Below are 22,355 nucleotides of genomic sequence, written 5' to 3'. Positions count from 1 at the left end.
TAAAGACCGTTAAAAATAATTAAAGGTACTCAGGATAGATAAACGGGAAATAACCAGGTTGAGTACCTAGCCGGAACAGCTTATTTTTGCGGCTTATGGAGATGATTGATACACATACCCACCTCTATCTCGAAGATTTTCAGGTAGATATTGAAGATGTTTTAGGTCGGGCCAAGGCAGAAGGGGTCACCCGTTTCTACCTGCCCAATGTAGATAGCAGCTCGATTGATGATCTTTTGAAACTGGAGGAAAAACACCCTGAATGTATTGCGATGATGGGGCTTCACCCCTGTTCAGTTAAAGAAAACGTAGCCGATGAACTGAAACTCGTAGAAAATTGGCTCGGAAAACGACCCTTTGCTGCCGTGGGTGAAATCGGGTTGGATTATTACTGGGACAAGACATTTGTTACCGAACAGAAAGATGCATTTCGCAAACAGATCAACTGGGCATTGGAGTTAAACCTCCCGATCGTGATTCACAGCAGAGATTCGATGCAGGATTGTATTGATATTGTGAAAGAACATCAGACCGGAACACTTCGTGGCATTTTTCATTGTTTTGGCGGATCATTAGATGAAGCAAAGCAAATTATGGATCTGGGCTTTCTGATGGGTATTGGCGGCGTGGTCACTTATAAGAAATCCGGATTGGCCGAAGTGCTGCCCTCCATCCCCTTGGAATACCTGGTGCTGGAAACAGATGCACCTTACCTTACTCCTGTTCCTTTCAGAGGTAAACGCAACGAGCCCTCCTACCTGAAATATGTTGTTACGAAAATGGCTGAAGCCATGAATATTTCAGTTGAAGAAATTGCAGCACAAACAACAAGCAACGCTCAAAAATTATTCGGTAGCTAAGAATCTGAAACTGTATTTTTGCTGCCCTGTTAAAGAGAGGTGTCCGAGTGGTTGAAGGAGTCCCGACGAAATCGGGAGAAAGTGTGTAAATGATATGTAACTGGTTTAGATCAAAAATATTCAGAGAGGTGTCCGAGTGGTTGAAGGAGCACGCCTGGAAAGTGTGTATGCGGGAAACTGCATCGAGGGTTCGAATCCCTTCCTCTCTGCAAATAGAAAAGCTATGAAAAATGGCGATTCAACTTTTTATGTCTACGTCCTTCAAAGCTTGAAGGACTTTTCTTTTTACATTGGTCAATGTGATGATCTTCTTGATAAACGTATGTCCAAGAATACTGACGGATTTAGTAAGTACACCGCCTCCAAAAGACCCTTACGTTTAGTTTATTTCGAATTAGTTACTTCAAGAAGTGAAGCATTAAAAAGGGAAAAGCAAATCAAGAAGATGAAGAGTAAAATTTATATTGAAAATCTAATAAAGAATTGGAAAAAATAAGTAGTTGAAGCCATTCGAGTGGTTGAAGGAGTCCCGACAACGGTCGGGAGAAAGTGTGTATACGGGAAACTGTATCAAGGGTTCGAATCCCTTCGTCTCCGCAAAAAGAAAAAGCATTCTACTTCTTCTTCGCTGCTGCCACTTTCTTCTTCCCAACATCTGTCATGGCAAACGAGCGTGTCATTGTTTTAATGTTTTCAACTTTGCGAAAACGTAATGCACTCCAGTCTTCATCAATGGCAACGGCACGAACAGGTTCATACCCAAGCTCACCAAGCTTGGCCCAGCCGTTATCACGGTTAAACTCGCAGCTATATTTTTTAGAAGTTCCTTTGGGATAGCAAAACCAGATCACAGCATCAGCAACTGCTTTCTTTGCTATCTGTTCGGCAGCTTTATCTACTTCCTTCTGCTTTGTTGCAAACACGATCACAAACTCAATTTGTTTTGCTTTGGCAAGCGAATCAATGATTGTTGCTTCTTCACTCATTACTTTGAGCTCAGGCAAAAAACTATCAGGATGGTTGATGGATACAATTGTACCCTGTGCTTTGTAATTCAGTTTTTTAAACAGCGGAGTCATATGCAGGAAAAATAAAAACGAGATCAGATGATACCCAACTTTTCTACAGCTGATTGTGCAGCTATCTGGCTGGCATCTTTTTTATTGAATGCTTTGCCTTCAGCAATTACCTCACCATCAACCACAGCACCAATCGTAAACAAACGACGGCCATTTTCCAATCGCTCATCTAATGTTTCAAAATCAAGTGCCTTGCCATTTTTGTTGGCCCAGCCATAGAGTTTGTTCTTGTGATTGATCTCAAGCGCTTCAAGATCTTCCATGAACAAATAGGGAACGATCACATTCTTTACGATCCAGCGTTGTGTTTTTTTATACCCAAGATCAAGATAAATAGCTCCAAGTAATGCTTCAAGTGTATTGCCGAATATCTGCGATATTTTCAGTGAGTTATCGCCTTTGTTGTAAAGCGTTACTTTTTTTAAACCCATCCGCACAGCAATATCATTGAGCGTAGCACGGTTCACCATTTTGCTGCGCATCTCCGTTAAAAAGCCTTCTCCTTTGTAGGGATATTTCTTGAAGAGATAATCAGCCACTACTGCACTCAATACAGCATCGCCTAAAAACTCCAGGCGTTCATTGTTCTGATCACTACCTTCTTTAATGGAACGATGGCTTAGTGCGGTTTTGTAAAGCTTAAGGTCGCCCGGACTATAACCGAGTATATTCCGAAGGTTACTTTCAAACTTATTCTTAGCAGGTAATATTTGCCGGACGAAGTTCCGCACCATACAGATTTAATTACATCATTCACCCAAAACAAAATTGCATTCGGCTGATGTATGTTCTGACAAATCTAAAGTAATTCAGGAATATTTCTTTACAATCACTGAAGCATTATGTCCACCAAAGCCAAACGTGTTACTTAAAGCAGCACGTACAGTACGTTTCTGTGCTTTATTAAACGTGAAGTTCAGTTTAGGATCAAGTTCAGGATCATCCGTAAAGTGGTTAATGGTGGGAGGCACAATATCGTGCACCACACTCATTACACAGGCAATGGCTTCCAAAGCACCTGCCGCACCCAAACAGTGACCTGTCATTGATTTGGTAGAGCTGATGTTGAGATTGTATGCATGATCACCAAATACACTCATGATGGCTTTGGTTTCAGCAATATCACCAAGCGGTGTAGATGTACCGTGTACGTTAATATAATCGATATCAGACGCCTGCAAACCTGCATCTCTCAATGCAGCACTCATTACATTTTTTGCACCAAGCCCTTCGGGGTGAGGGGCTGTGATATGATGTGCATCGGCAGTGGCACCACCACCAGCAATTTCGCAGTAAATTTTTGCACCACGCTTTAATGCATGTTCAAGACTTTCAAGTACAAGCATACCTGCACCTTCGCCCATAACAAAACCATCACGATCTTTATCAAACGGACGGCTGGCTGTTTTGGGATCATCGTTGCGTTCGCTCAAAGCTTTCATGGCATTAAATCCACCAACACCTGCTGCACTTACAACTGCTTCACTACCGCCTGTTAAAACAATATCAGCTTTTCCCAAGCGGATATTATCATAAGCATCAATAATAGCATTGGTTGAAGATGCACATGCTGATACAACAGCGAAGTTTGGACCACGGAAACCATGACGCATAGAAATTTGTCCGGCTGCTATATCCAGGATCATCTTAGGGATGAAGAAGGGATTGAAACGGGGAGTTCCATCACCATTAGCAAAGTTGACCACCTCTTCCTGGAAAGTAATGAGGCCGCCAATACCGCTGGCAAAGATCACACCTACTCTGTCTACATCAACATTGTCTTTGTTGATGCCCGCATCTTGCACTGCCTGGTCGCTAACAACCAGGGCAAACTGCGTAAATCGGTCGATCTTCCTTGCTTCTTTTCTATCAAGATAAGTTGTGGGATCAAAATCTTTCACCTCGCAGGCAAAACGTGTTTTGAACTTCGAACAATCAAATTGCTTGATGAAATCAGCACCGGATACACCATTGGTTAAACCATCCCAATATTCATCGAGAGTTTTGCCCAATGGTGTAAGGGCACCAATTCCGGTAACTACTACTCGTTTGAGCTCCATAAGTTGCCTGGGAAAGATTAGTTATATCGCTTTGGGCGATATTAAATTACTTAGCGTGTTCTTCTAAATAAGTTACTGCCTGACCAACAGTTGTGATGGTTTCAGCTTGCTCATCGGGGATAGAGATGTTGAACTCTTTTTCAAATTCCATGATCAGTTCAACTGTGTCTAACGAATCAGCTCCCAGATCATTGGTAAAAGAAGCTTCAGGATTCACTTCTGACTCTTCAACACCTAACTTGTCAACGATGATTTTTTTTACTCTTGCTGCGATGTCTGACATTGTCGTAATAATTTGGTTACAGGTTGCAAAAATAGAGTTTTTAAGCAATTAGCAAGCGTTCCTGTAAAATTGTCTGAAACGCTTCATTTTCAGGATGTTTCGGCCGGTTTTTAAGACCGTATCAAAAAGCCCTGTTACTAAGCTTTCATGAAGCTTCCGTTCAGGTAAGTTACAACTGTTTGTTTTTACATAAAAAAATGTAACTTGTTCATCCTGCTTAAACTTACATATGGCGCTTAAACAAATTGACTTTGGAACGGCTGAGCATCGGCAAATGATCAACCTGCGGTATGAAATACTTCGCAAACCGCTTGGGCTGAACTTTACACCGGAAGAACTGGAAAAAGAAAAAAACGACATCTTAATTGCAGCATTTGAAGAAGAGAAAATGCTCGGCTGCTGTTTTCTTACACATATTGATAACGCCACTATAAGGCTTCGCCAAATGGCCGTGCAAAATAACCTGCAGGGCAAAGGCATTGGTGCGTCTCTCATGAATTTTGCCGAAAATATTGCACGTGACCGTGGATATAAAACGATGATGATGCACTCCCGAAAAACAACCTGTCATTTTTTTGAGAAGCAGGGTTACAAAATTGAAGGCGATGAGTTTATACAGTTAACGATCCCTCATTTTAAGATGATAAAAAAGTTGCGGTGATAAAGAAGTGATGGTGAAGAAGCAGACTTCAGACATTTATTAGTTTCTACTTCAGTTGCAAGCGCTCCATTACAGTTTGCTTATACAGCCGGCCAATAGGAATTTCTTTTTGTGCCAGCTGAACCGACAATCCATTATAGCCGGCTATTTTACTCAACGATACCATATAAGAACGATGCACCCGCATAAACTTATGTTCTGATAATAAGTTTTCCATAGCAGAGATCGATTGCTTTACAAGAAAGTGTTTGCCATCACTCAAAAAAACCTTCACATAATCTTTCCAGCTTTCGATGTAATCGATCTCATTCACAAAGATCTTCTTCATATCCTTATCTACTTTCAAATAAACAAACGCAGCCGAATTAGTTGTTTCGCTTGTTGTTACCGTAGATATATCCTGTCCGATCATTCTGTTGAGCTTAGTGATTGCTTTAAAAAAACGTTCAAACGAAACCGGCTTCACCAGGTAATCAACTGCATCTAATTCAAACCCATCAACTGCATACTCCCTGTAAGCAGTCACAAAGATCACCTTAGGAGGATGTGAAAGATTTTTCAAAAACTCTGTGCCAAGTATGCGTGGCATTTTAATATCAAGGAAAATAACATCAACAGTTTTTTGCTGTAGTATGCCCAATGCTTCAATCGCATTGCGGCACTGACCCACAATCTCAAGACCATTAATGGCAGAGATATAATTTGCCAATACTTTTAATGCAGGCGGTTCATCATCTATAAGCAGGCACCGAAGTTTCATGCTGTGTGGGTTGTGAGATGAACATGGAAGCAGGTGAAAAACTCGCAGCAGGAAGTTCATCAACCAGGACCACCATCATCGATACCACAAAAAAACTTCCTTCATCATTAATTTTCAACTCATGCTTACCGGGATAAATAAATGCAAGCCGCTTCTTCACATTGTCGATACCAATGCCTTTATCGCTTTCCGGCACATATTCATTTTTGCTATTGGCAATTTTACAACGGAGTGTTCCTTGTTGTACCGATATATCAACGCCAAGCCATGGTTTTTCTATCTGCTCTGATACACCATGTTTAAATGCATTTTCCAGAAACGGCAGTAACAGTAATGGAGCAATCAACTTATCTTTTATCTCTCCTTCCACACTCCACGATATTTCAATCTTATTGCCATATCGCTCCCGCTCCAGGTCGATATAATTTTTCATGATGTCGATTTCTTTTTCGAGCCGCACTTCATCTGTTTTACAATCGTATAACATATAGCTCAGCAACGATGACAACTTTAAAATAAGGCCGGGTGTTTTGGGTGAATTGTCGAGTGAAAAAGAATAGATGTTGTTGAGCGTGTTAAATAAAAAATGCGGATGCACCTGTGCTTTTAACAACTGCAATTCAGCAGTCGTTTTTTCCTGTTGCGCACGAATCCATTCTCTTTGTTTAATTGTCCAAAGCTTAAAGAATTTAATGACCATTGGACTTGCTGCGGAAGTGGTCATACACAGGTAACAAAAAGCAAGTGGCCCTCTCGGCAGAATATTATCTAACCCCATTGCTTCCTGCGCTGGAATTAACACATAGCTTCTGTACCCCGCATCAATATAAAGGCCAACCACTCCCCATAACAATACAAACAGAAAAAACTGCCACACTCTTCCTTTTAGTAAAAGATGCGGAATAGCTCCATACACCAGCGGATAACCAAATAAAATGAACGCAGGTACCCACATGACCATATTGAGCAGCTGCCGGCCATATGAAAGCGGGACTCCCATCACTACCCAAAACGCAGCCCATATTGCGACATGAAATGTCCAATAAAGCAAGTGCCGCCATATACGATAGCGGGAAGAAAAAATAAATTCGTTATATAAAAATGAGTTCATGGATTTGCTCACTACAAGTTAAACAATTGCTTGGAATCATTTTCATCTTGCAACATGTAATAGACCAACCGCAATTATTTCCGACAAACAACTTGTTTCTCTGACAAAAGCCACTGAACTGAATACTGCTGCTTTATTTCTACGAAATAAGTGCGTTCAGCGATTGTATATGTTTTGTAAAAACACACAGTTCTATCTTGTTTCTCTAAGAACGGAAAATGAATTGAACCTTTCGATACTGCAGCAAAGAAGAAATATCAAAGAAAATATTATTCGCATCGATATACAGGAAGCGGAAGAATTGAACCAAAGGAAAATTGCTTGTGCATTTGATGCACATGCAGGCATACTTAAGTTTTACAACAGTTCGACGCTTCCTTATTTCATCTGAGAAACAATACTTGATCCTGGATAATAAAGAAAACATTATCAAACACGATATATATCATCAATCACAAAACACTTCATTATGAAAAAGAAAATTCTCTACGCATCGCTGTTTACATCGCTAACATTTTTTCATTACTCCTGCCAGAAAGAAATTTCTGTTTCAGGTAAAGAAACTTCATCTGCAATTGCTGTAAGAAACAGTGATCAGGGACACTTGCAACAAACGAAAACATTTTCTTCTGATGTAGCCATCAAATGGATGAACATGCAGGTATGGCAGATGTATAAGTATCCGGGCATTATTGGTAATGTAGCTTACTCTCGACACTATGCTTACTGTGGTATTGCTTTATATGAAGCAGTTGTACCAGGCATGCCTGCTTACCAATCCATCGCTCCACAATTGAACGGACTAACCGATTTGCCTAAAACAAAACCCGGCGCAGGCTATCATTGGGCTGCGAGTGCCAATGCTGCATTAGCTTACATGAATAAAAAACTTTTTCCTGCTGCCACTGCTGAAAATAAAGCTGCAATGGATGAACTGGAAGCAACCATACAGGCTCAATACAGTAGCGAAACAGATGCTGCCATCATCGAACGATCTGTTGCATTTGGCAAAGCAGTCGCCGAAGCTGTTTTTAACTGGTCTCAAACTGATGGCCATCAAAACATCAATAATCCGTACACTGCACCTGCAGGCAAAAGTGGCGGAATTTATTGGACGGCGCCCAACCCAATGCCGGTGCATAGTTTACCTTATATTGGAAATCTTCGTCGTATGGTTTCCAATAGTGGAGAAGGTGCAGAACTCCCTCCCCCACCATATGATGAACTCGAAGCAATGACAGTTGAAGTGATCAATGCAAAACCTGCACCCGGTACAAATGAATTTAAAATGGCATTTTGGTGGAGAGATTTCCCAGGCACAAGTACTCCCGGACATTATATAAGTATTTTAAGACAAGCGCTGCAAAAGAAACAAGCAAGTCTTGATGTCGCAGCACTTGCATATGCTTTAGGTGGAATTATTGATGTTGATATTACCATCAGTACCTGGCAAGACAAATACAAATACCTGCTGGCACGACCTTTTAATTACGATGATGTGATTGGTCAACCATTTACAGCACTCTTAGGTGCGCCACATCCTGAATATCCCGCCGGTCATGCAACCTTATCCGCTGCGAATGCAGAAGCTATGACTGCCATCTTTGGAGATAGCTTTGCCTTTACTGACAGCACATTCTATATTTACGAAACCACCAATCCTGTAGGAAGCAAACAACCTCCACGCTCATTCGGCTCTTTTCGTGAAGCAGGTGAAGAAGCCGGTTGGTCAAGATTGTACGGAGGTATTCACTACCGCATTTCAATTGAAAGAGGATTCTGGCAAGGAAGAAAAGTAGCCAATAACATTATCTCTTCTCTGAAATTTCTCAAAGAATGATCAACTTGTTGAGGGCAAGTGAACCCATAAAAATTGTAAAGCCACATCTATAAAACAAAAGGGAGTCTTTCGACTCCCTTTCCTATTTCACTTCTTTCTATATACTTATGCTTTGTACTGAGCGATCAATCCGTTGGCCATTTCAACCATCTTCTTGATACCATCTTCAGGCAATGCACCTTTCTTAAACTCAGCCAATACATCAGGTAATTTGGTTTCCATTTCATGTAAGAAATGTTCTTCAAATTCCTTGATCTTACGTACAGGAACATTGTTTAATAAACCATTTGTACCTAAGTAGATGATCGCAATTTGATTTTCTACTTTGTATGGAGAGTATTGTGCCTGCTTCAGGATTTCTACGTTACGTCCACCTTTATCAATTACAGATTTTGTAGCAGCATCCATATCACCACCAAACTTAGAGAAGGCTTCCAACTCACGGTAAAGAGCCTGATCCAGTTTCAACGTACCAGCAACTTTCTTCATTGATTTGATCTGTGCGTTACCACCCACACGGCTTACAGAGATACCAACGTTGATCGCCGGACGGATACCTGCGTTAAACAAGTTACCTTCTAAGAAGATCTGACCATCAGTAATTGAGATCACGTTTGTAGGGATGTATGCAGATACGTCACCAGCTTGTGTTTCAATGATCGGCAATGCAGTTAATGAACCACCGCCTTTTACCAAATGCTTGATGCTGTCAGGTACATCGTTCATGTTCTTAGCTACACTATCATCACCAATTACTTTTGCTGCACGCTCAAGCAAGCGACTATGGAGATAGAATACGTCACCAGGATATGCTTCACGACCCGGAGGACGTTTCAGCAACAATGATACTTCACGATAAGCTACGGCCTGTTTAGAAAGATCATCATAAATGATCAATGCAGGACGGCCGGTATCACGGAAGAACTCACCAATAGCAGCCCCAGCGTAAGGAGCATAGAACTGTTGAGGAGCCGGATCACTTGCAGAAGCGGCAACAATTGTTGTGTACTTCATGGCACCGTTATCTTCCAATGTTTTCATAACACCGGCGATAGTTGATGCTTTTTGACCGATCGCAACATATATACAATATACAGGCTTGCCTGCTTCGTAGAATTCTTTTTGGTTGATGATGGTATCAACTGCAATGGCTGTTTTACCAGTCTGACGGTCACCAATGATCAACTCACGTTGGCCACGACCGATTGGAATCATCGCATCGATAGCTTTGATACCCGTTTGCAGCGGTTCTTTAACCGGCTCACGGAAGATTACACCAGGTGCTTTACGCTCCAATGGCATTTCATACAATTCACCGGTGAGAGGTCCTTTACCATCGATTGGTTCACCCAATACGTTGATAACACGGCCGCTCATGCCTTCACCTACTTTGATAGAGGCGATCTGACCTGTACGACGTACAGTAGAACTTTCTTTGATGCCTTTTCCTTCACCCATCAATACCACACCCACGTTATCTTCTTCAAGGTTAAGGGCAATGGCACGAACACCATTGTCGAACTCTACCAGTTCACCGTAGCGAACGTTGTTCAATCCATATACACGGGCAATACCATCACCCACTTGTAATACGGTACCTACTTCTTCCAAATCAGCACCAACGTTAAAGTTGCTTAACTGCTGGCGAAGTATCGCTGAAATCTCATCCGGTTTAATATCTGCCATGACGCTTTATTTAGCCCCCACCGCTCTGTTGAATTGTGAGGAAAGTTTACAATTGAATTTTTATCTGATGTTTCTGATGTATGTATTTTTCTGGAATTGTTTCTGGATATCTCTCAGATCACGTGCAATACTTGCATCCACCAGGTTGCCATTGTACTCCAGTTGAAAACCGCCGATAATTCCTTCGTTCACTACATTTTCCAGTTCAACATGTGCAAGACCTGCATCTGCTTTCACTTTATTTGCAATAGCTGTTTTCAGTTCTTCACTTGCAGGCGAAACAGTGATGAGTTTTACTTTGTGAATACCTTTTATTTCATTGTACTGATCAATAACTGCATGTGCAATTTCAGGCAATGTTTTTTCACGACCTTTCTTTACGATCAGGTTTACAAACGCAGAAGAAAGCTTACTGATGTTTTTGATAATGATCTCATTTAGGATCTTCTCTTTTGTATCAGCATTAATAACAGGACTGCGTAATACATTCGTGAACTCCTTACTTTGCTTGCATACATCCTGCAAGTATTTCATATCGGCATACACCGCTTCCAGTTCATTTCTCTCTTGTGCGAGATCAACCAGAGACTTTGCATAACGACCTGCGAGTCGGGGATTTTGCATGTTTGATAGAGGTTTAAGGTTGAGGGTTTAAGGTTGAGGGTTAATACCCTACACCATATTCCTTTTACCTTACTTTCTTAATTTAATTTAATTTCTTCAGCAAGTTTGCCAATGTATGCTTCCTGTTCGGTTTTATTAGCCAACTCACGACGCAATACTTTTTCACTTACTTCAATTACCAGGTTACCCACTTGATTTTTTACATCAGTGATGGCAGCCATCTTCTGTTGGTTGATAGCAGCAGTTGCTTCCACCATAATTCTATTGGCTTCTGTTTTTGCCTGCTCTTTTGCTTCGTTTACAATTTTATCTCTTGTTTCACGAGCTTCTTTCAGCAACTGTGCTCTTTCTTCTCGTGCTTTTGCAAGCAACGCTTCGTTCTCGTTCTTCAACTGAGCCATTTCAGCTTTTACTTTTTCAGCTGTTTCGAGTGCTTCTGCAATGCCTTGCTCTCTTTCGTGCAAACCTTTAATAATTGCAGGCCATGCGTATTTTTTCAGAATAAAAAACACAACGAGGAAAGCAACCAGCGTCCAGAAGAGTAAACCTAAAGCGGGAGTAAGTAAACCCATGATTTATATATTTTAAAACGTTCGATTTTAGTTTAAAATACTGCATCCGCCGCCCTGTGCTTTGGATGCAGTAAAATGTTTGTGCGGCAATGATTAAAGTACCATTGCAAGGAAGCCTACGATAATAGCAAACAGAGCAGCTCCTTCTACGAGGGCCGCAGTAAGGATCATGTTTGCACGGATGTCGTTAGAAGCTTCTGGCTGACGGGCAATTGATTCCAATGCACCTTTACCAATCTGTCCGATACCGATACCGGCACCTACAGCTGCTAAACCTGCACCTATTGCACCACCTGCATTTGCTACCGCATCTAAAAGAATTAAATCCATTGTTTTGAATTTATGATTGTGAAAAATAAAAACTGATTAATGATGAGCTGCTTCTTCGCCGTGACCATGATCACCTTCCATTGCCTGACTGATGAATACAGCAGTCAGCATGGTGAAGATGAAGGCCTGCAGGAAAGCAACCAATATTTCGATGAAATAAATGAAGATGGTGAATGGGATTGAGATCACTGTTGATCCGATACCAAAGCCCTGTCCTAACTTTTCTGTGAACACAAAGATCAACGAGATCAAACAGATGATGATAATGTGACCCGCCACCATGTTGGCGAAAAGACGTATGATCAATGCACCTGGCTTAATTAATACAGCACTCAACAATTCCACAGGTACCAGGATGAACTTCACTCCTAATGGCACTCCCGGAGGATTGAAGATGTGGCCCCAGTAATGTCTGTTTGAGCTGAACAGGATAACAATAAAGGCAATAATACCCAACACCACAGTGAAGGCGATATTACCGGTTACGTTCGCTGAACCCGGAACCAATCCGAAGATATTATTGATAAGAATAAAGAAGAATACGGTTAGGAGGAAAGGAAGATACTTGGGTGATTTTGCCCCGAGGTTTGGCACCGCTACCTCATCACGTACAAAGGTGATGATGGGTTCAAAAAAGTTCTGCTTGCCTTTTGGAGCCGACGTTACCCCAAGTCCTTTGCCATATGCTTTTGCAATGCTGATCAATATCCAAACAAGAATAATGAGTGCCAACAACATCTGCACTACGTTGCGGGTTAGTGACAGATCATAAAATTGCTCGTTAGGGTCGCTTGAAACGATCTTTTCGCCAATCTCTTCTTTTACAAGCTTATAACCATTGTATTCAGCGTGGCCATGTTCAAATTTCGAAGACATGAACACCGATACGCCTTTCTGTTGAGAATATATAATAACAGGGAGTGGAAAACCTACAGCATGGCCATTCCAATCGAAGAAATGGAAGTCGTGACCGTCCATAATATGGCCGAAGATTACTTCCTTGGCATCAAAGCCTTCCTTTTTTGGAGCATGTTCAGCTTCCTGACCTGCGGGTTCATGCTCAGCAGGTTCGTGCTGGGCTAAAACAGGAGCTGATAAAACCACAAAAAAAACGCTGAAAACCGCTACCAATAAGGATTTGAAGCTTTTAACCGCCATACGTTTCCTAAATTTGGCGCAAAGATAAGGAGCGGCAGGTGAAAAACGGGGAAATGATAAATCGAAAAAGGAAAAAAGTTGTTCAGGTTAATCGAGCCCCATTTTGCGACCAAAAAAACTACTTAAACTACCGCCTTCGAAAACTGCATTTCGTGCAGTTTTGCATAGTAACCTCCAAGCATGAGCAGTTCATCATGCGTGCCCATTTCTTTGATCTCGCCTTTATCTAATACAATGATCTTATCGGCTTTGCGGATGGTGGAAAGACGGTGAGCAATCACAATTGAAGTACGGCCTTCTATCAGTTTGTCGATCGCATGCTGAATCATCTGCTCGGTTTCCGTATCAACAGAAGATGTGGCTTCATCCAGGATCAAAACGGATGGATTGAATAATAATGCCCGGATGAAACTCAACAGTTGTCGCTGTCCCTGGCTCATGGTGGCGCCACGTTCCATTACATTAAAATCATAATTGTCGGGCAAACGCATGATGAAATCATGAAGGCCGATGAGCCTGGCCGCCTCCATCACCCTTTCTTTGCTGATGTTTTCATTGCGCAGCGTTACATTATCAGTTATTGTTCCTGCAAACAGGAACACATCCTGCAACACCACGCCAACTTTGCTGCGTAAAGCATCTAATTCATAATCTTCCAGCTTAACGCCATCGAGCTTAATAGCGCCTTTCTGAATATGGTAAAGACGATTGAGTAAACTGATGATGGATGTTTTACCACTACCCGTGTGCCCAACAATTGCGACTGTGTCACCCGGATTCACCGTAAACGAAAGATCTTTTAATACCCAGTTCTCATCGTTATAAGCAAACCACACTTTCTCAAATTCAATTTTGCCGGGCACAGCACCTTCAGGTTGAAATGCATCATGAGCAGAAGGTGAAATTTCGTCGGTATTATCCATCACTTTAAACACACGTTCACTCGCCACCATCCCCATTTGCAATACATTGAATTTATCTGCAATAAAACGCAGCGGACGAAACAACATGTTCAGCAAAATGATAAAGGCCATGATCTCTCCCGCCATTTTTGCTGCTTCACCATTTGTGGCTGACACCGCCTGTCCTGCTCCAAACCAAACCAACAAACCCAATGATACGGCCAATATAATCTCCACTACCGGAAAGAAAACAGAGTATGCAAAAATTGCATGGATGTTTGCGTTGCGGTGATCTTTATTGATCCTGGTAAATTTATTGAGTTCTTTTTTCTCTACTGCAAACGCCTGCACCACCTGCATACCTTGTATGTGTTCCTGCACGAAGGCATTCAATGCAGCTACTGCATTACGCACCCGATGAAAACTTTTGTTCACGCTTTCTTTAAAGTAATAGGTGGCGAGAATAAGAAAAGGAAAAGGAATCAAACAAACCAGTGTTAACATCGGGTTGATGTAAAACATGGTAAACAATACCGCAATGATGGTGAGAAAGTCAGCAAGAATCGGAATAAACCCTTCTGCAAATACATCGCTGATGGTTTCAATATCGTTCACCGTACGAGTCGTTAATGTACCGATGGGCGTTTGATCAAACTGTCGAAGATTTAAACCCAGAATCTTTTTAAACACATTCACACGCAGGTCTCTTACCACTGTTTGTCCAAGCCATGCTGTATAGTAAGAGAAGAAAAATCGAAGTACAGTTTCCAAAATAATGAGTGCAATCTGAAAGACGGTAATGCGGATCACCATTTCAGCAACATTGTGCTGAATATAATCATTCACCGTTGTGTTGATCAACCATGGACGAATGGGTGCCATCACAGCCAATACAATCGCCAGGATGATCGAACTGTTCAATCGTCTTCTGTATGGCGATGCATAACGGATGATCCTGCCGAGTAACCGGAAATCAAACACTTGCTTTTTCTCTTCTTTCTTTGCCAAGCCTTTTTACAATTTAGCGGCAAAGTTAAACGCTTTCGTTTTGCAGCAACAATTCAGGCTATTAACCGGAAGCTAAAAAGGATGAATGGCAAGTTCTACGATTTGTATTTGCGGTTGAAGTAGATGAGTGAAAATAAACTGGCCAGCACGCCCACCGCTGCAAATACAATCACCAACTGCGAATAAAACGAAACCCAGTTCAATTGAAGTTTGAGTAATTCTTTTGTGAGCATCACTGAAATGCTGCCGAGATAACCCCATGCGTCAGCCGTATAAATTAAGAACCCGACATTACCGGCAATGCTGAATGATGCAAGTAATCGTTCAAAGAATACACTATTAAATAACACATAAGAAATATAAAGACCTAAACCGGTGAGCTGCATCCACAAAGCTCCATCAAGTAATGATTGCCTGAATAAGAAAGAAGCAATGCCCGTCAATAAAAATCCAACGATCAACAACACATGAATGATCCTGAAAGCACGCATATTCTTACGAACAAACACCAGCATTCCAATCAACCCAAGTACCGCCAACGAAGTAATGGTTTCAGTTTTTGCAAACACCGAAGCATTGCCGCCATAGCCAAGCTCCGTCCACATATTGCCCATGTAATTATCACGCAGATCACGCATAATGGTGAGTAATAAATAGATGATCACAAATGCAATAACACCTGCGCTGAACTTTTGCAAAAACTTTTTACGTTCCGGTTGATTCATTGGTTGACGAACAGTTCGTTCAGCTACATCATCAGCATCGGGGAAAGCTGCTTTCTCTAACAAGACATAAAAAATAATCAATGGAACGGCAAACAAAGTAGCCGTTGCAAACGGCATCCAGTATTCACTAACATTCCAATCGAGCAATAGCCATTTGCCTACACTCCTGCTGAACCCACCTGCAAAAATGAAACTAACGGCGAGCACTACGCCAATAAAATCAGTTGCCCTTCTTCCTTCCACATAACTGAACACCACACCCCACATAAAACCAAGTGTAAAACCATTGATCAGAAAACAAAGCATTCCAAATGGCGCAGGAATTACTGCAAACAGCAACAAGCTTAACCATGCCACACCCACCATGAGCAAACTCGTTTTCCAACGGCCTTGTCGCTTTAATTCAGATATGAATTTGATCCCATAAAATTTACTGAGCATGTAACCAATTACCTGGCTGATGATGAGCAAGGTTTGATAAGATACATTCCAGAATTTCAAGCCATCAAATGTGGCAACGGTAAATGGCTTACGGAAAGCAAAGATGGAAGCGTAGGTAAAAAAAACAACAACAGCTAAGTAAACTGCTGCTGCAATTTGCTTAGCTGAAAACGTTGAAGGGGTATTTAGTTGTTGACTCAAAGCAACGGGAAGATAAATGTTTTTTGCGGCGGGTGACTCACCCGGCCAAATTACATTTCACCTGTTGCTTTGCGGTATGCTTTAATAAAGATGGCACCAAGATTTTTATGCGGTGGCACATAGTCTTTCATGAGTTCACTTGCTTTCGGATCACTCTTGACTGATGCTGTGATCTGCTGCCAGATGGGGATCCATTCAATATTCTTTCCGTTGCGGATATCTTCATTCAACGCCCGCAGGATTGGTTCGTTTACCGAATAACTACCTACCTGCTTGGTGGAGATGATATGGGCATCTTCATTTACATTTAAAATTTTTGCCAGGTTCTGGTAACCGCCGCATGAGCCTAACATCACAATTCGTGATGAAGGCAACATTTGCTGAATCGTATATTTCAAGTGGTAACTGTGTCCACGATGTACAACAATTGAAGGATTGATATTATTCTTTGTAAGATAATTGATCAGGCTTTCCTGTGCTTTGGCGTCGAGATCCTGTTTGTAATCGAGCGGAAGGTTTGCATAGATCGTGTAGGGTTTCCCTTTTGTTGAATTGATGGTTACCCATTCTTTGCCTGTTACCACTTTCCATTCTGGTTTACCATTGAACATACCCATGAAGTTGCGGAAAGAAGTAATGCCATCTTCATCACCATAAAAGAAAACATGTTGCACCACACCACCACTATCACTTGCAATACTGCTGTAATCTACTTTATATACCGGCGGTATACCAAGTATAGCCGACAGGTCCATGGATGGGTCTGAAGCAGACTTAAACAGTGTTTGCAGAATATTATAAATCACCTCTCCTTTACGGTCTTTCTCCTGCAAACTCTTTTCATAGTTCTGTTTTACCTGTTGCTTCAAAAACTTTTGCAGATCAACATTTGTGATACTTCCATAACTATCGGCCACATCCACTGCATCTTCGAGGGAGTTTGTTTTTTGTAAACCATTTACAAATGCATGCATCAACTGTGTGCTCCGTAACTCTGGCATTGATTTCAGAAAATCATCAAGACGGTTATAGTTCGCCGCCATTTTGATAAACTTCTTGAAACGGTCGAAGTGAACCGTCATCAGCAATGAATCACTTCTTCTGCCGGGGAAGCGGGTCATCATACGATCGTACAGTTTGGTATATGTACTGGTATAGATCACTTCTTCTGTTGTAACAATGAGGTAATAAATTTCTTCTGAACTAAGCGGATCGCTTACACGCATACGCACTGCATCAGGCGAATCATGCAGATCATTCATCACATTCACAAACACATCGGTTGCTTTACGTTCCAGCATTTGAAATAATACCGGTGCTAAAACAGGTGTGTCTCCGGCTGAAATACGGTTGTAATATTTCACCTGCGTTTTCACCAGTAACTTGTAATAGGCGAGTTCATTTTCAACCACCGCCTTTATATCATCGATCTCTAATTGTTTATTCAACAACTCATCAAGGAATGGCAGGAACAATGTACCGTTCATGATGCTGCTAAGCCTTGCAATGGTTTGAACTTTCGGGTTTGTATTTCGACGGATGATTCTTGCTGCCACTGTTTTTGTTGCCTGTGCGTAGGTATAAACTTCCAATGGGATTTTATCAGCAGCCAATACAATCAAACTATCGGCAAAGGGTTCGTTCTCAAACGGAGCAATACCCGATAGAATAGATGAAGGATTGATCTTTGCTTTTTTCAGGAACACCATCTTCTTTATCTCAGGTAATTCTTTTGCCTGAATAAAGATGGTTGATAATACTTCAGCACCCTGGTAAGGCAATTTTTCAAAAACAGGCATCAGGCTTTCACCCGCCTGTTGCCTGCGCATACATTCTTCATAACTATTGAACAGTTGCGGAATAAGCGGAGCGATCTCTTTATCCTTGGCACGGATAGCAATGGCCTGCAACAATTCACGAACTGAACGCAACTGACCGATCTTGTAATTATTATCGCCTTCCATGCGTTCGATATCGATCTGTAATTCATCCACACGGCGCAGGATCACATCGGTGATCTGGATATTCAGATCTTCATTATTCGTAAGCTTCAGGAAATTATCGATCTTACCATCAACACGGTCGGTACGTTTTTGTTCTTTGTCAATATTCTCATGCCAGATAACACGTGTCATCGGGATATCAATCTTCGAAGTATCAAACGTAATCCTGTTTTGTGCTACGGCTGCAAAAACAGAACAGGTAAGCAAAGTTGTGAGTATGTATTTTCTCATTGTGTACAAAATTAGCCTCTATTTTTCAATCAGCAGCGAGGCAGTGCAACCGGTATCCTAACAAAAACATGCCCAAAGCGCTAAAACTCGTTAACAATTTTATAATATTACCTTGGTCTTTGCATGGAAGCATGCATCTAAATTTGCAGCACAGTCATGGAGCCCAAAGGAAAAAAAATTCTTATTGCCGACGACGAGCCGGATATTCTCGAAATTTTAGAATACAATCTAACAGTTGAAGGATACACGGTTGTGAAGGCAAAAGATGGCGACGAAGCCCTGCATACCGCCAAACAACAGCAGCCCGATCTTATTATTCTCGATGTAATGATGCCACGCAAATCCGGTATGGAGGTTTGCCAGATCTTACGATCTCAACCTGACTTTGCAGATACACGCATTATTATGCTCACTGCATTGAATGATGAAGCCAATCATATCAAAGGACTCGAAATGGGTGCCGATGATTATGTGAGCAAACCCATCAGCCCAAAAGTTCTCATCAGCCGGGTGAACGCACTCTTCCGTCGCACATTCAAAGGTGATGAGACCATTATTAAAGTGGGCGATCTGCAAATCGATAAAGAACAGTTCCTGGTTAAATACAACGGGCAGGATATTATCCTTGCCAAAAAGGAATTTGAATTGCTGGCGTTGCTTGCTTCAAAACCCGGCCGTGTGTTTCTTCGTCATGAAATATTGAACCAGGTGTGGGGCGCCGATGTAATTGTGGGCGACCGTACCATTGATGTACACATCCGCAAGATCAGACAAAAACTAAACATCGATTGTATTACCACCGTGAAAGGTGTTGGTTATAAGTTTGAACTTGGCACAACATAATTCGTGTTTACATTTGTTTGTTCTTAAACAACAAACAGCATGCTCAACTCCCGTCAGATAAACCCTATTCAGGTTGCTGCCATCAACGCATTCACCATTTCATTACTGGTTGGCCTGGCAAATTATTTTTTTATCCGCAGTTGGTGGATCGCCCTGTTAAGTTTTGTGGTGCTGTTCATCATCAGTTACCTGCTCATCCGGTATTTTACGGAGCGGTTTATTTACCGGCATATTAAACTCATCTACAAATTCATTTCACAAACGAAAGCTACAAAGCGGGAAGAATTTTACAATAAATCATTACTACCCGAAAAAAGTTTACAGGAAGTAAGTGAAGAAGTGGAGAAATGGGCCGAACAGAAGAAAGCAGAAATTGAAACACTCAAACAAAACGAGCAATACCGCAAAGAATTTTTACAGAACCTCAGCCACGAATTGAAGACACCCATCTTTGCAGTGCAGGGCTATGTTGATACGTTATTAAGCGGTGCCATGCATAAAGAAGATGTGGCAAAGAAATTTTTACTGAATACATCAAAGAATATTGACCGGTTGGTAAATCTGGTTGATGATCTTGATGAAATTTCGAAACTGGAAAGCGGTGAGCAGGAGTTGTACAAAGAAAACTTTGTAATACAGGAACTGGTGCAGGAGATCTTCGACAGCCTTTCTATTAAAGCAGCTGATAAGAATATTAAAACCGCTATTAAAAAAGGTTGCGAATTACCTATTACTGTTTATGCCGATAAAGAAAAGATACGCATGGTGCTCATCAACCTTGTTGACAATGCCATTAAGTATGGTAAACAAAACGGAAACATCAACTTCAGTGCTTACAAAACACATGGTAATCTTGTGTTGATTGAAATAAGTGATGATGGTTTTGGTATAGCAGAAGAACATCTCACCCGCATTTTCGAACGCTTTTACCGTACTGATCTTGCACGCAGCCGAAAAGAAGGTGGTAGCGGATTAGGACTTTCCATTTGCAAACATATTGTGGAAGCACACGGACAAACGATGCATGTACGCAGCCGATTAGATGTGGGTACTACATTTGGTTTTACACTCCATGGCCGGGTTGAAGTTGAAGAAGACTAAGTTGTTGTTTCACGCAAAGCTCGCAAAGGAGCAATGACGCAAAGGGAACCACAGGTATGCCATTTTTATTACAATCTCATAAGGTTTGTCAGCGTGTTGGAAATATGGCATACCTAATGCAAACTCTATTCATATAATAAAAAGACCGTCCTGAAGAATCAGAACGGTGAAGTTCCCAGTCAAGTCATGAGAAAATGAACCCTCGATTGATTGTTATAAACTATCCTGAACGATTAAGTTTTTTACTGATGATGTAAAGATGCAGTTGCAGTTTTAACGGAGTATTACCGCAGGATGTAGTAATTGTTATTTCGGGGAAAAGCGGCAAGCTATTAGCCAATAGCTTTTAGCAATACACTTTCCGACTATCAACCTTTTTTTGCTTGTTGCTAATAGCTACAAGCTTAGGGTTTCAATAAAAAAAAGCCCCCTGAGAACAGGAGGCTGTAGAGGATACTTGCTTAAGGAAATCCTTGAACTCTTTCGAGTAATATCTTAGTATACGTTTGTTTGAGGAGTAAAGCTTGTCCAGCCTGCCATCCAGTTTGTTGTACCAAACGCACCAATATAAGTTGTAGTTGTAAAACCTGTTAAACCGTAAAAGCTTGCACCTGCTAAAGCCGGGCTACCTGCTTTAGGTAAAAAGTTAGGAGCAGTCAGGTTAAATGGATTCTCTAACATTACATCGTTTGCACTTGCATAAGTTTTACAACTGTCAACACCTTCTGCTTTTGCCTGTACGGTTGCTGCATTGATCAATGAAGTACTGCTTACTTTGTAAGGCTCAACTACAGCATTCACCAGGTTGTGGCGGAAACGTGAACGACCATCAATATAAGCAGCAGCAGTTGAATCGCTTTCAAATTGAAATCCTGCTTTTTGATAACCAATAAGAATGGAGTTGGTTAAAGAGAATTGAGTTGAACGACGGAAGCGTGTTGTGAAATTGTGATTAGCCAATGTACCATCAGCGCCATTTGGACCAACAAATGTGAAGTTGCTCAACTGAGGGCGTGTGCGTGGAGAAGAAACTGTACCGGTGCCATCGTTATCGCACTCAATACCATTACCGGCATCACCACCATCAACAAATTTTGGATCACGTAAGGAAACTGCAAACTGAATACGACCGTTATACCCAAAATCAAAATCGAAATCATCATCTGCAGTTGCAAAAGCGATCAGGTTTTTGCAATTCACATTTCCACCAAAAAATTCATACGCATCATCATTACCATAAGATACCTGAACATTTTCGATCACTGTTCCGTTACCAACACCACCAAGTGTTAAACCGTTGATCTCTGAGTTAGGATCGGCTGCAATACCTGCAAACTCAATACGCACATAACGTATGATGCCACTGTTATCATTAGCAATACTTCCACCATATACAGCATTCACACCGCCTTCAATAATTGGTGTTGTTGTACGGTTTGTTGGTGCATTACCTAACAAAATAATTCCACCCCAATCACCCGGTTTACGTTCGCCCGGTTTTTTACCAGATGTAAAGATGATTGGCTCACTTGATGTACCATCGGCGATCAAACGGCTGTTTTGCTCAATGATCAAAGCACCTTTCTGAATTGTGTCACTAACAATTACTGAACCTGCTGCAAGAGTTAAACGTGCACGGTTGTTGATATATACATATCCCTTTAAAACATATCTGCCTTTTGGTAATTCCACATTCTCGTTAATGACGCCTGAGATTGTTTTAGCAGAAATAAACTTGTCCTGTAACGATGTTCCAACAGGTGTTGTACCGGTGTTGTTCGTTGAGTCATCAATATCTACTTTAATACAGGCAGTAAATCCTAACGTTAAAGCAGCAGCAAAAGACCATAATAGCTGTTTCATATTCTTTGTTTGT

General features: G+C 41.4%; 21 protein-coding genes and 1 tRNA gene. 7 read left to right on the top strand and 15 right to left on the bottom strand.

Annotated elements, in window-relative coordinates:
• Positions 1-95 precede the first annotated feature (95 nt).
• The 3 genes from H4075_RS02715 to H4075_RS21780 all read left to right on the top strand — a co-directional run bounded on the left by H4075_RS02715 (position 96) and on the right by H4075_RS21780 (position 1,356).
• Entirely contained in the window at positions 96-860 is a 765-nt protein-coding gene (locus H4075_RS02715) for a TatD family hydrolase (RefSeq protein ID WP_182803912.1), read from the top strand.
• Between the two features lie 122 nt (positions 861-982).
• Positions 983-1,069: transfer RNA gene (locus H4075_RS02710), tRNA-Ser, on the top strand.
• Positions 1,070-1,083: 14 nt separating this feature from the next.
• On the top strand, positions 1,084-1,356 hold the full coding sequence (locus tag H4075_RS21780; RefSeq protein WP_182803910.1) for a GIY-YIG nuclease family protein: 273 nt from the start codon (positions 1,084-1,086) through the stop codon (positions 1,354-1,356).
• Between the two features lie 118 nt (positions 1,357-1,474).
• Here H4075_RS21780 and H4075_RS02700 read toward each other — a convergent pair whose 3' ends face one another.
• The 4 genes from H4075_RS02700 to H4075_RS02685 all read right to left on the bottom strand — a co-directional run bounded on the left by H4075_RS02700 (position 1,475) and on the right by H4075_RS02685 (position 4,282).
• A complete protein-coding gene (locus H4075_RS02700; protein WP_182803908.1) occupies positions 1,475-1,939 on the bottom strand; it encodes a hypothetical protein in 465 nt (154 codons plus the stop codon).
• Positions 1,940-1,962: 23 nt separating this feature from the next.
• A complete protein-coding gene (gene rnc, locus H4075_RS02695) occupies positions 1,963-2,673 on the bottom strand; it encodes a ribonuclease III (protein WP_182803906.1) in 711 nt (236 codons plus the stop codon).
• A 75-nt stretch (positions 2,674-2,748) separates the two neighbouring features.
• Positions 2,749-3,999: a beta-ketoacyl-ACP synthase II gene (gene fabF, locus H4075_RS02690; protein WP_182803904.1), complete on the bottom strand. Its 1,251-nt coding sequence runs from the start codon at positions 3,997-3,999 to the stop codon at positions 2,749-2,751.
• Positions 4,000-4,045: 46 nt separating this feature from the next.
• Complete coding sequence (locus H4075_RS02685) at positions 4,046-4,282, bottom strand: acyl carrier protein (RefSeq protein ID WP_129131635.1); 237 nt, start codon at positions 4,280-4,282, stop codon at positions 4,046-4,048.
• 229 nt (positions 4,283-4,511) lie between these two features.
• Between H4075_RS02685 and H4075_RS02680 the strand changes: the two genes are divergently transcribed.
• The gene (locus H4075_RS02680; protein ID WP_182803903.1) at positions 4,512-4,943 is read left to right on the top strand and encodes a GNAT family N-acetyltransferase; all 432 of its coding nucleotides are present in this window, start codon (positions 4,512-4,514) and stop codon (positions 4,941-4,943) included.
• A gap of 46 nt (positions 4,944-4,989) precedes the next feature.
• On the opposite strand, the gene H4075_RS02675 is transcribed toward H4075_RS02680, so the two are convergent.
• Positions 4,990-5,703, bottom strand: a complete 714-nt coding sequence (locus H4075_RS02675) for a LytR/AlgR family response regulator transcription factor (RefSeq protein ID WP_182803901.1) — start codon at positions 5,701-5,703, stop codon at positions 4,990-4,992.
• The gene (locus H4075_RS02670) at positions 5,675-6,814 is read right to left on the bottom strand and encodes a sensor histidine kinase (protein WP_182803899.1); all 1,140 of its coding nucleotides are present in this window, start codon (positions 6,812-6,814) and stop codon (positions 5,675-5,677) included. The genes H4075_RS02675 and H4075_RS02670 overlap by 29 nt, the downstream gene beginning before the upstream one ends.
• 469 nt (positions 6,815-7,283) lie before the next feature.
• Here H4075_RS02670 and H4075_RS02665 point away from each other — a divergent pair, with 469 nt between their 5' ends.
• Complete coding sequence (locus H4075_RS02665) at positions 7,284-8,654, top strand: vanadium-dependent haloperoxidase (RefSeq protein ID WP_182803897.1); 1,371 nt, start codon at positions 7,284-7,286, stop codon at positions 8,652-8,654.
• Positions 8,655-8,759: 105 nt separating this feature from the next.
• Here H4075_RS02665 and atpA read toward each other — a convergent pair whose 3' ends face one another.
• The 8 genes from atpA to H4075_RS02625 form a co-directional block, all read right to left on the bottom strand.
• The gene (atpA, locus tag H4075_RS02660) at positions 8,760-10,340 is read right to left on the bottom strand and encodes a F0F1 ATP synthase subunit alpha (RefSeq protein ID WP_182803895.1); all 1,581 of its coding nucleotides are present in this window, start codon (positions 10,338-10,340) and stop codon (positions 8,760-8,762) included.
• A 60-nt stretch (positions 10,341-10,400) separates the two neighbouring features.
• Complete coding sequence (gene atpH, locus H4075_RS02655) at positions 10,401-10,964, bottom strand: ATP synthase F1 subunit delta (RefSeq protein WP_182803893.1); 564 nt, start codon at positions 10,962-10,964, stop codon at positions 10,401-10,403.
• A gap of 77 nt (positions 10,965-11,041) precedes the next feature.
• On the bottom strand, positions 11,042-11,536 hold the full coding sequence (gene atpF, locus H4075_RS02650; RefSeq protein WP_182803891.1) for a F0F1 ATP synthase subunit B: 495 nt from the start codon (positions 11,534-11,536) through the stop codon (positions 11,042-11,044).
• Between the two features lie 93 nt (positions 11,537-11,629).
• On the bottom strand, positions 11,630-11,866 hold the full coding sequence (atpE, locus tag H4075_RS02645) for an ATP synthase F0 subunit C (protein WP_182803889.1): 237 nt from the start codon (positions 11,864-11,866) through the stop codon (positions 11,630-11,632).
• A gap of 36 nt (positions 11,867-11,902) precedes the next feature.
• Entirely contained in the window at positions 11,903-13,024 is a 1,122-nt protein-coding gene (atpB, locus tag H4075_RS02640) for a F0F1 ATP synthase subunit A (RefSeq protein ID WP_182803887.1), read from the bottom strand.
• A gap of 122 nt (positions 13,025-13,146) precedes the next feature.
• Complete coding sequence (locus tag H4075_RS02635; RefSeq protein WP_182803886.1) at positions 13,147-14,934, bottom strand: ABC transporter ATP-binding protein; 1,788 nt, start codon at positions 14,932-14,934, stop codon at positions 13,147-13,149.
• Positions 14,935-15,029: 95 nt separating this feature from the next.
• The gene (locus tag H4075_RS02630) at positions 15,030-16,301 is read right to left on the bottom strand and encodes a DUF5690 family protein (RefSeq protein ID WP_182803884.1); all 1,272 of its coding nucleotides are present in this window, start codon (positions 16,299-16,301) and stop codon (positions 15,030-15,032) included.
• Positions 16,302-16,351: 50 nt separating this feature from the next.
• Positions 16,352-18,535, bottom strand: a complete 2,184-nt coding sequence (locus H4075_RS02625; protein WP_182803882.1) for a hypothetical protein — start codon at positions 18,533-18,535, stop codon at positions 16,352-16,354.
• 156 nt (positions 18,536-18,691) lie between these two features.
• Here H4075_RS02625 and H4075_RS02620 point away from each other — a divergent pair, with 156 nt between their 5' ends.
• Complete coding sequence (locus H4075_RS02620) at positions 18,692-19,378, top strand: response regulator (RefSeq protein ID WP_182803881.1); 687 nt, start codon at positions 18,692-18,694, stop codon at positions 19,376-19,378.
• Positions 19,379-19,417: 39 nt separating this feature from the next.
• The gene (locus tag H4075_RS02615) at positions 19,418-20,479 is read left to right on the top strand and encodes a sensor histidine kinase (protein ID WP_182803879.1); all 1,062 of its coding nucleotides are present in this window, start codon (positions 19,418-19,420) and stop codon (positions 20,477-20,479) included.
• A 495-nt stretch (positions 20,480-20,974) separates the two neighbouring features.
• Here the strand turns inward: H4075_RS02615 and H4075_RS02610 are convergent, their stop codons facing one another.
• Entirely contained in the window at positions 20,975-22,342 is a 1,368-nt protein-coding gene (locus H4075_RS02610) for a T9SS C-terminal target domain-containing protein (protein WP_182803877.1), read from the bottom strand.
• Positions 22,343-22,355: the final 13 nt, after the last annotated feature.

The organism is Lacibacter sediminis (assembly GCF_014168535.1).
Lineage (GTDB): Bacteria > Bacteroidota > Bacteroidia > Chitinophagales > Chitinophagaceae > Lacibacter > Lacibacter sediminis.
The sequence above is the reverse complement of the archived record's forward strand: the minus strand, read 5'-3'. Positions and strand labels throughout refer to the sequence as shown.

Excerpts from the sequence above, each read along its gene's own strand:
- fabF (WP_182803904.1), bottom strand. The coding sequence starts at position 3,999 with ATGGAGCTCAAACGAGTAGTAGTTACCGGAATTGGTGCCCTTACACCA.
- H4075_RS02670 (WP_182803899.1), bottom strand. The coding sequence starts at position 6,814 with ATGAACTCATTTTTATATAACGAATTTATTTTTTCTTCCCGCTATCGT.
- H4075_RS02675 (WP_182803901.1), bottom strand. The coding sequence starts at position 5,703 with ATGAAACTTCGGTGCCTGCTTATAGATGATGAACCGCCTGCATTAAAA.
- H4075_RS02685 (WP_129131635.1), bottom strand. The coding sequence starts at position 4,282 with ATGTCAGACATCGCAGCAAGAGTAAAAAAAATCATCGTTGACAAGTTA.
- atpA (WP_182803895.1), bottom strand. The coding sequence starts at position 10,340 with ATGGCAGATATTAAACCGGATGAGATTTCAGCGATACTTCGCCAGCAG.
- H4075_RS21780 (WP_182803910.1), top strand. The coding sequence starts at position 1,084 with ATGAAAAATGGCGATTCAACTTTTTATGTCTACGTCCTTCAAAGCTTG.
- H4075_RS02715 (WP_182803912.1), top strand. The coding sequence starts at position 96 with ATGGAGATGATTGATACACATACCCACCTCTATCTCGAAGATTTTCAG.
- atpH (WP_182803893.1), bottom strand. The coding sequence starts at position 10,964 with ATGCAAAATCCCCGACTCGCAGGTCGTTATGCAAAGTCTCTGGTTGAT.
- H4075_RS02680 (WP_182803903.1), top strand. The coding sequence starts at position 4,512 with ATGGCGCTTAAACAAATTGACTTTGGAACGGCTGAGCATCGGCAAATG.
- H4075_RS02615 (WP_182803879.1), top strand. The coding sequence starts at position 19,418 with ATGCTCAACTCCCGTCAGATAAACCCTATTCAGGTTGCTGCCATCAAC.
- rnc (WP_182803906.1), bottom strand. The coding sequence starts at position 2,673 with ATGGTGCGGAACTTCGTCCGGCAAATATTACCTGCTAAGAATAAGTTT.
- atpB (WP_182803887.1), bottom strand. The coding sequence starts at position 13,024 with ATGGCGGTTAAAAGCTTCAAATCCTTATTGGTAGCGGTTTTCAGCGTT.
- H4075_RS02625 (WP_182803882.1), bottom strand. The coding sequence starts at position 18,535 with ATGAGAAAATACATACTCACAACTTTGCTTACCTGTTCTGTTTTTGCA.
- atpF (WP_182803891.1), bottom strand. The coding sequence starts at position 11,536 with ATGGGTTTACTTACTCCCGCTTTAGGTTTACTCTTCTGGACGCTGGTT.
- H4075_RS02665 (WP_182803897.1), top strand. The coding sequence starts at position 7,284 with ATGAAAAAGAAAATTCTCTACGCATCGCTGTTTACATCGCTAACATTT.
- H4075_RS02700 (WP_182803908.1), bottom strand. The coding sequence starts at position 1,939 with ATGACTCCGCTGTTTAAAAAACTGAATTACAAAGCACAGGGTACAATT.
- H4075_RS02610 (WP_182803877.1), bottom strand. The coding sequence starts at position 22,342 with ATGAAACAGCTATTATGGTCTTTTGCTGCTGCTTTAACGTTAGGATTT.
- H4075_RS02620 (WP_182803881.1), top strand. The coding sequence starts at position 18,692 with ATGGAGCCCAAAGGAAAAAAAATTCTTATTGCCGACGACGAGCCGGAT.
- atpE (WP_182803889.1), bottom strand. The coding sequence starts at position 11,866 with ATGGATTTAATTCTTTTAGATGCGGTAGCAAATGCAGGTGGTGCAATA.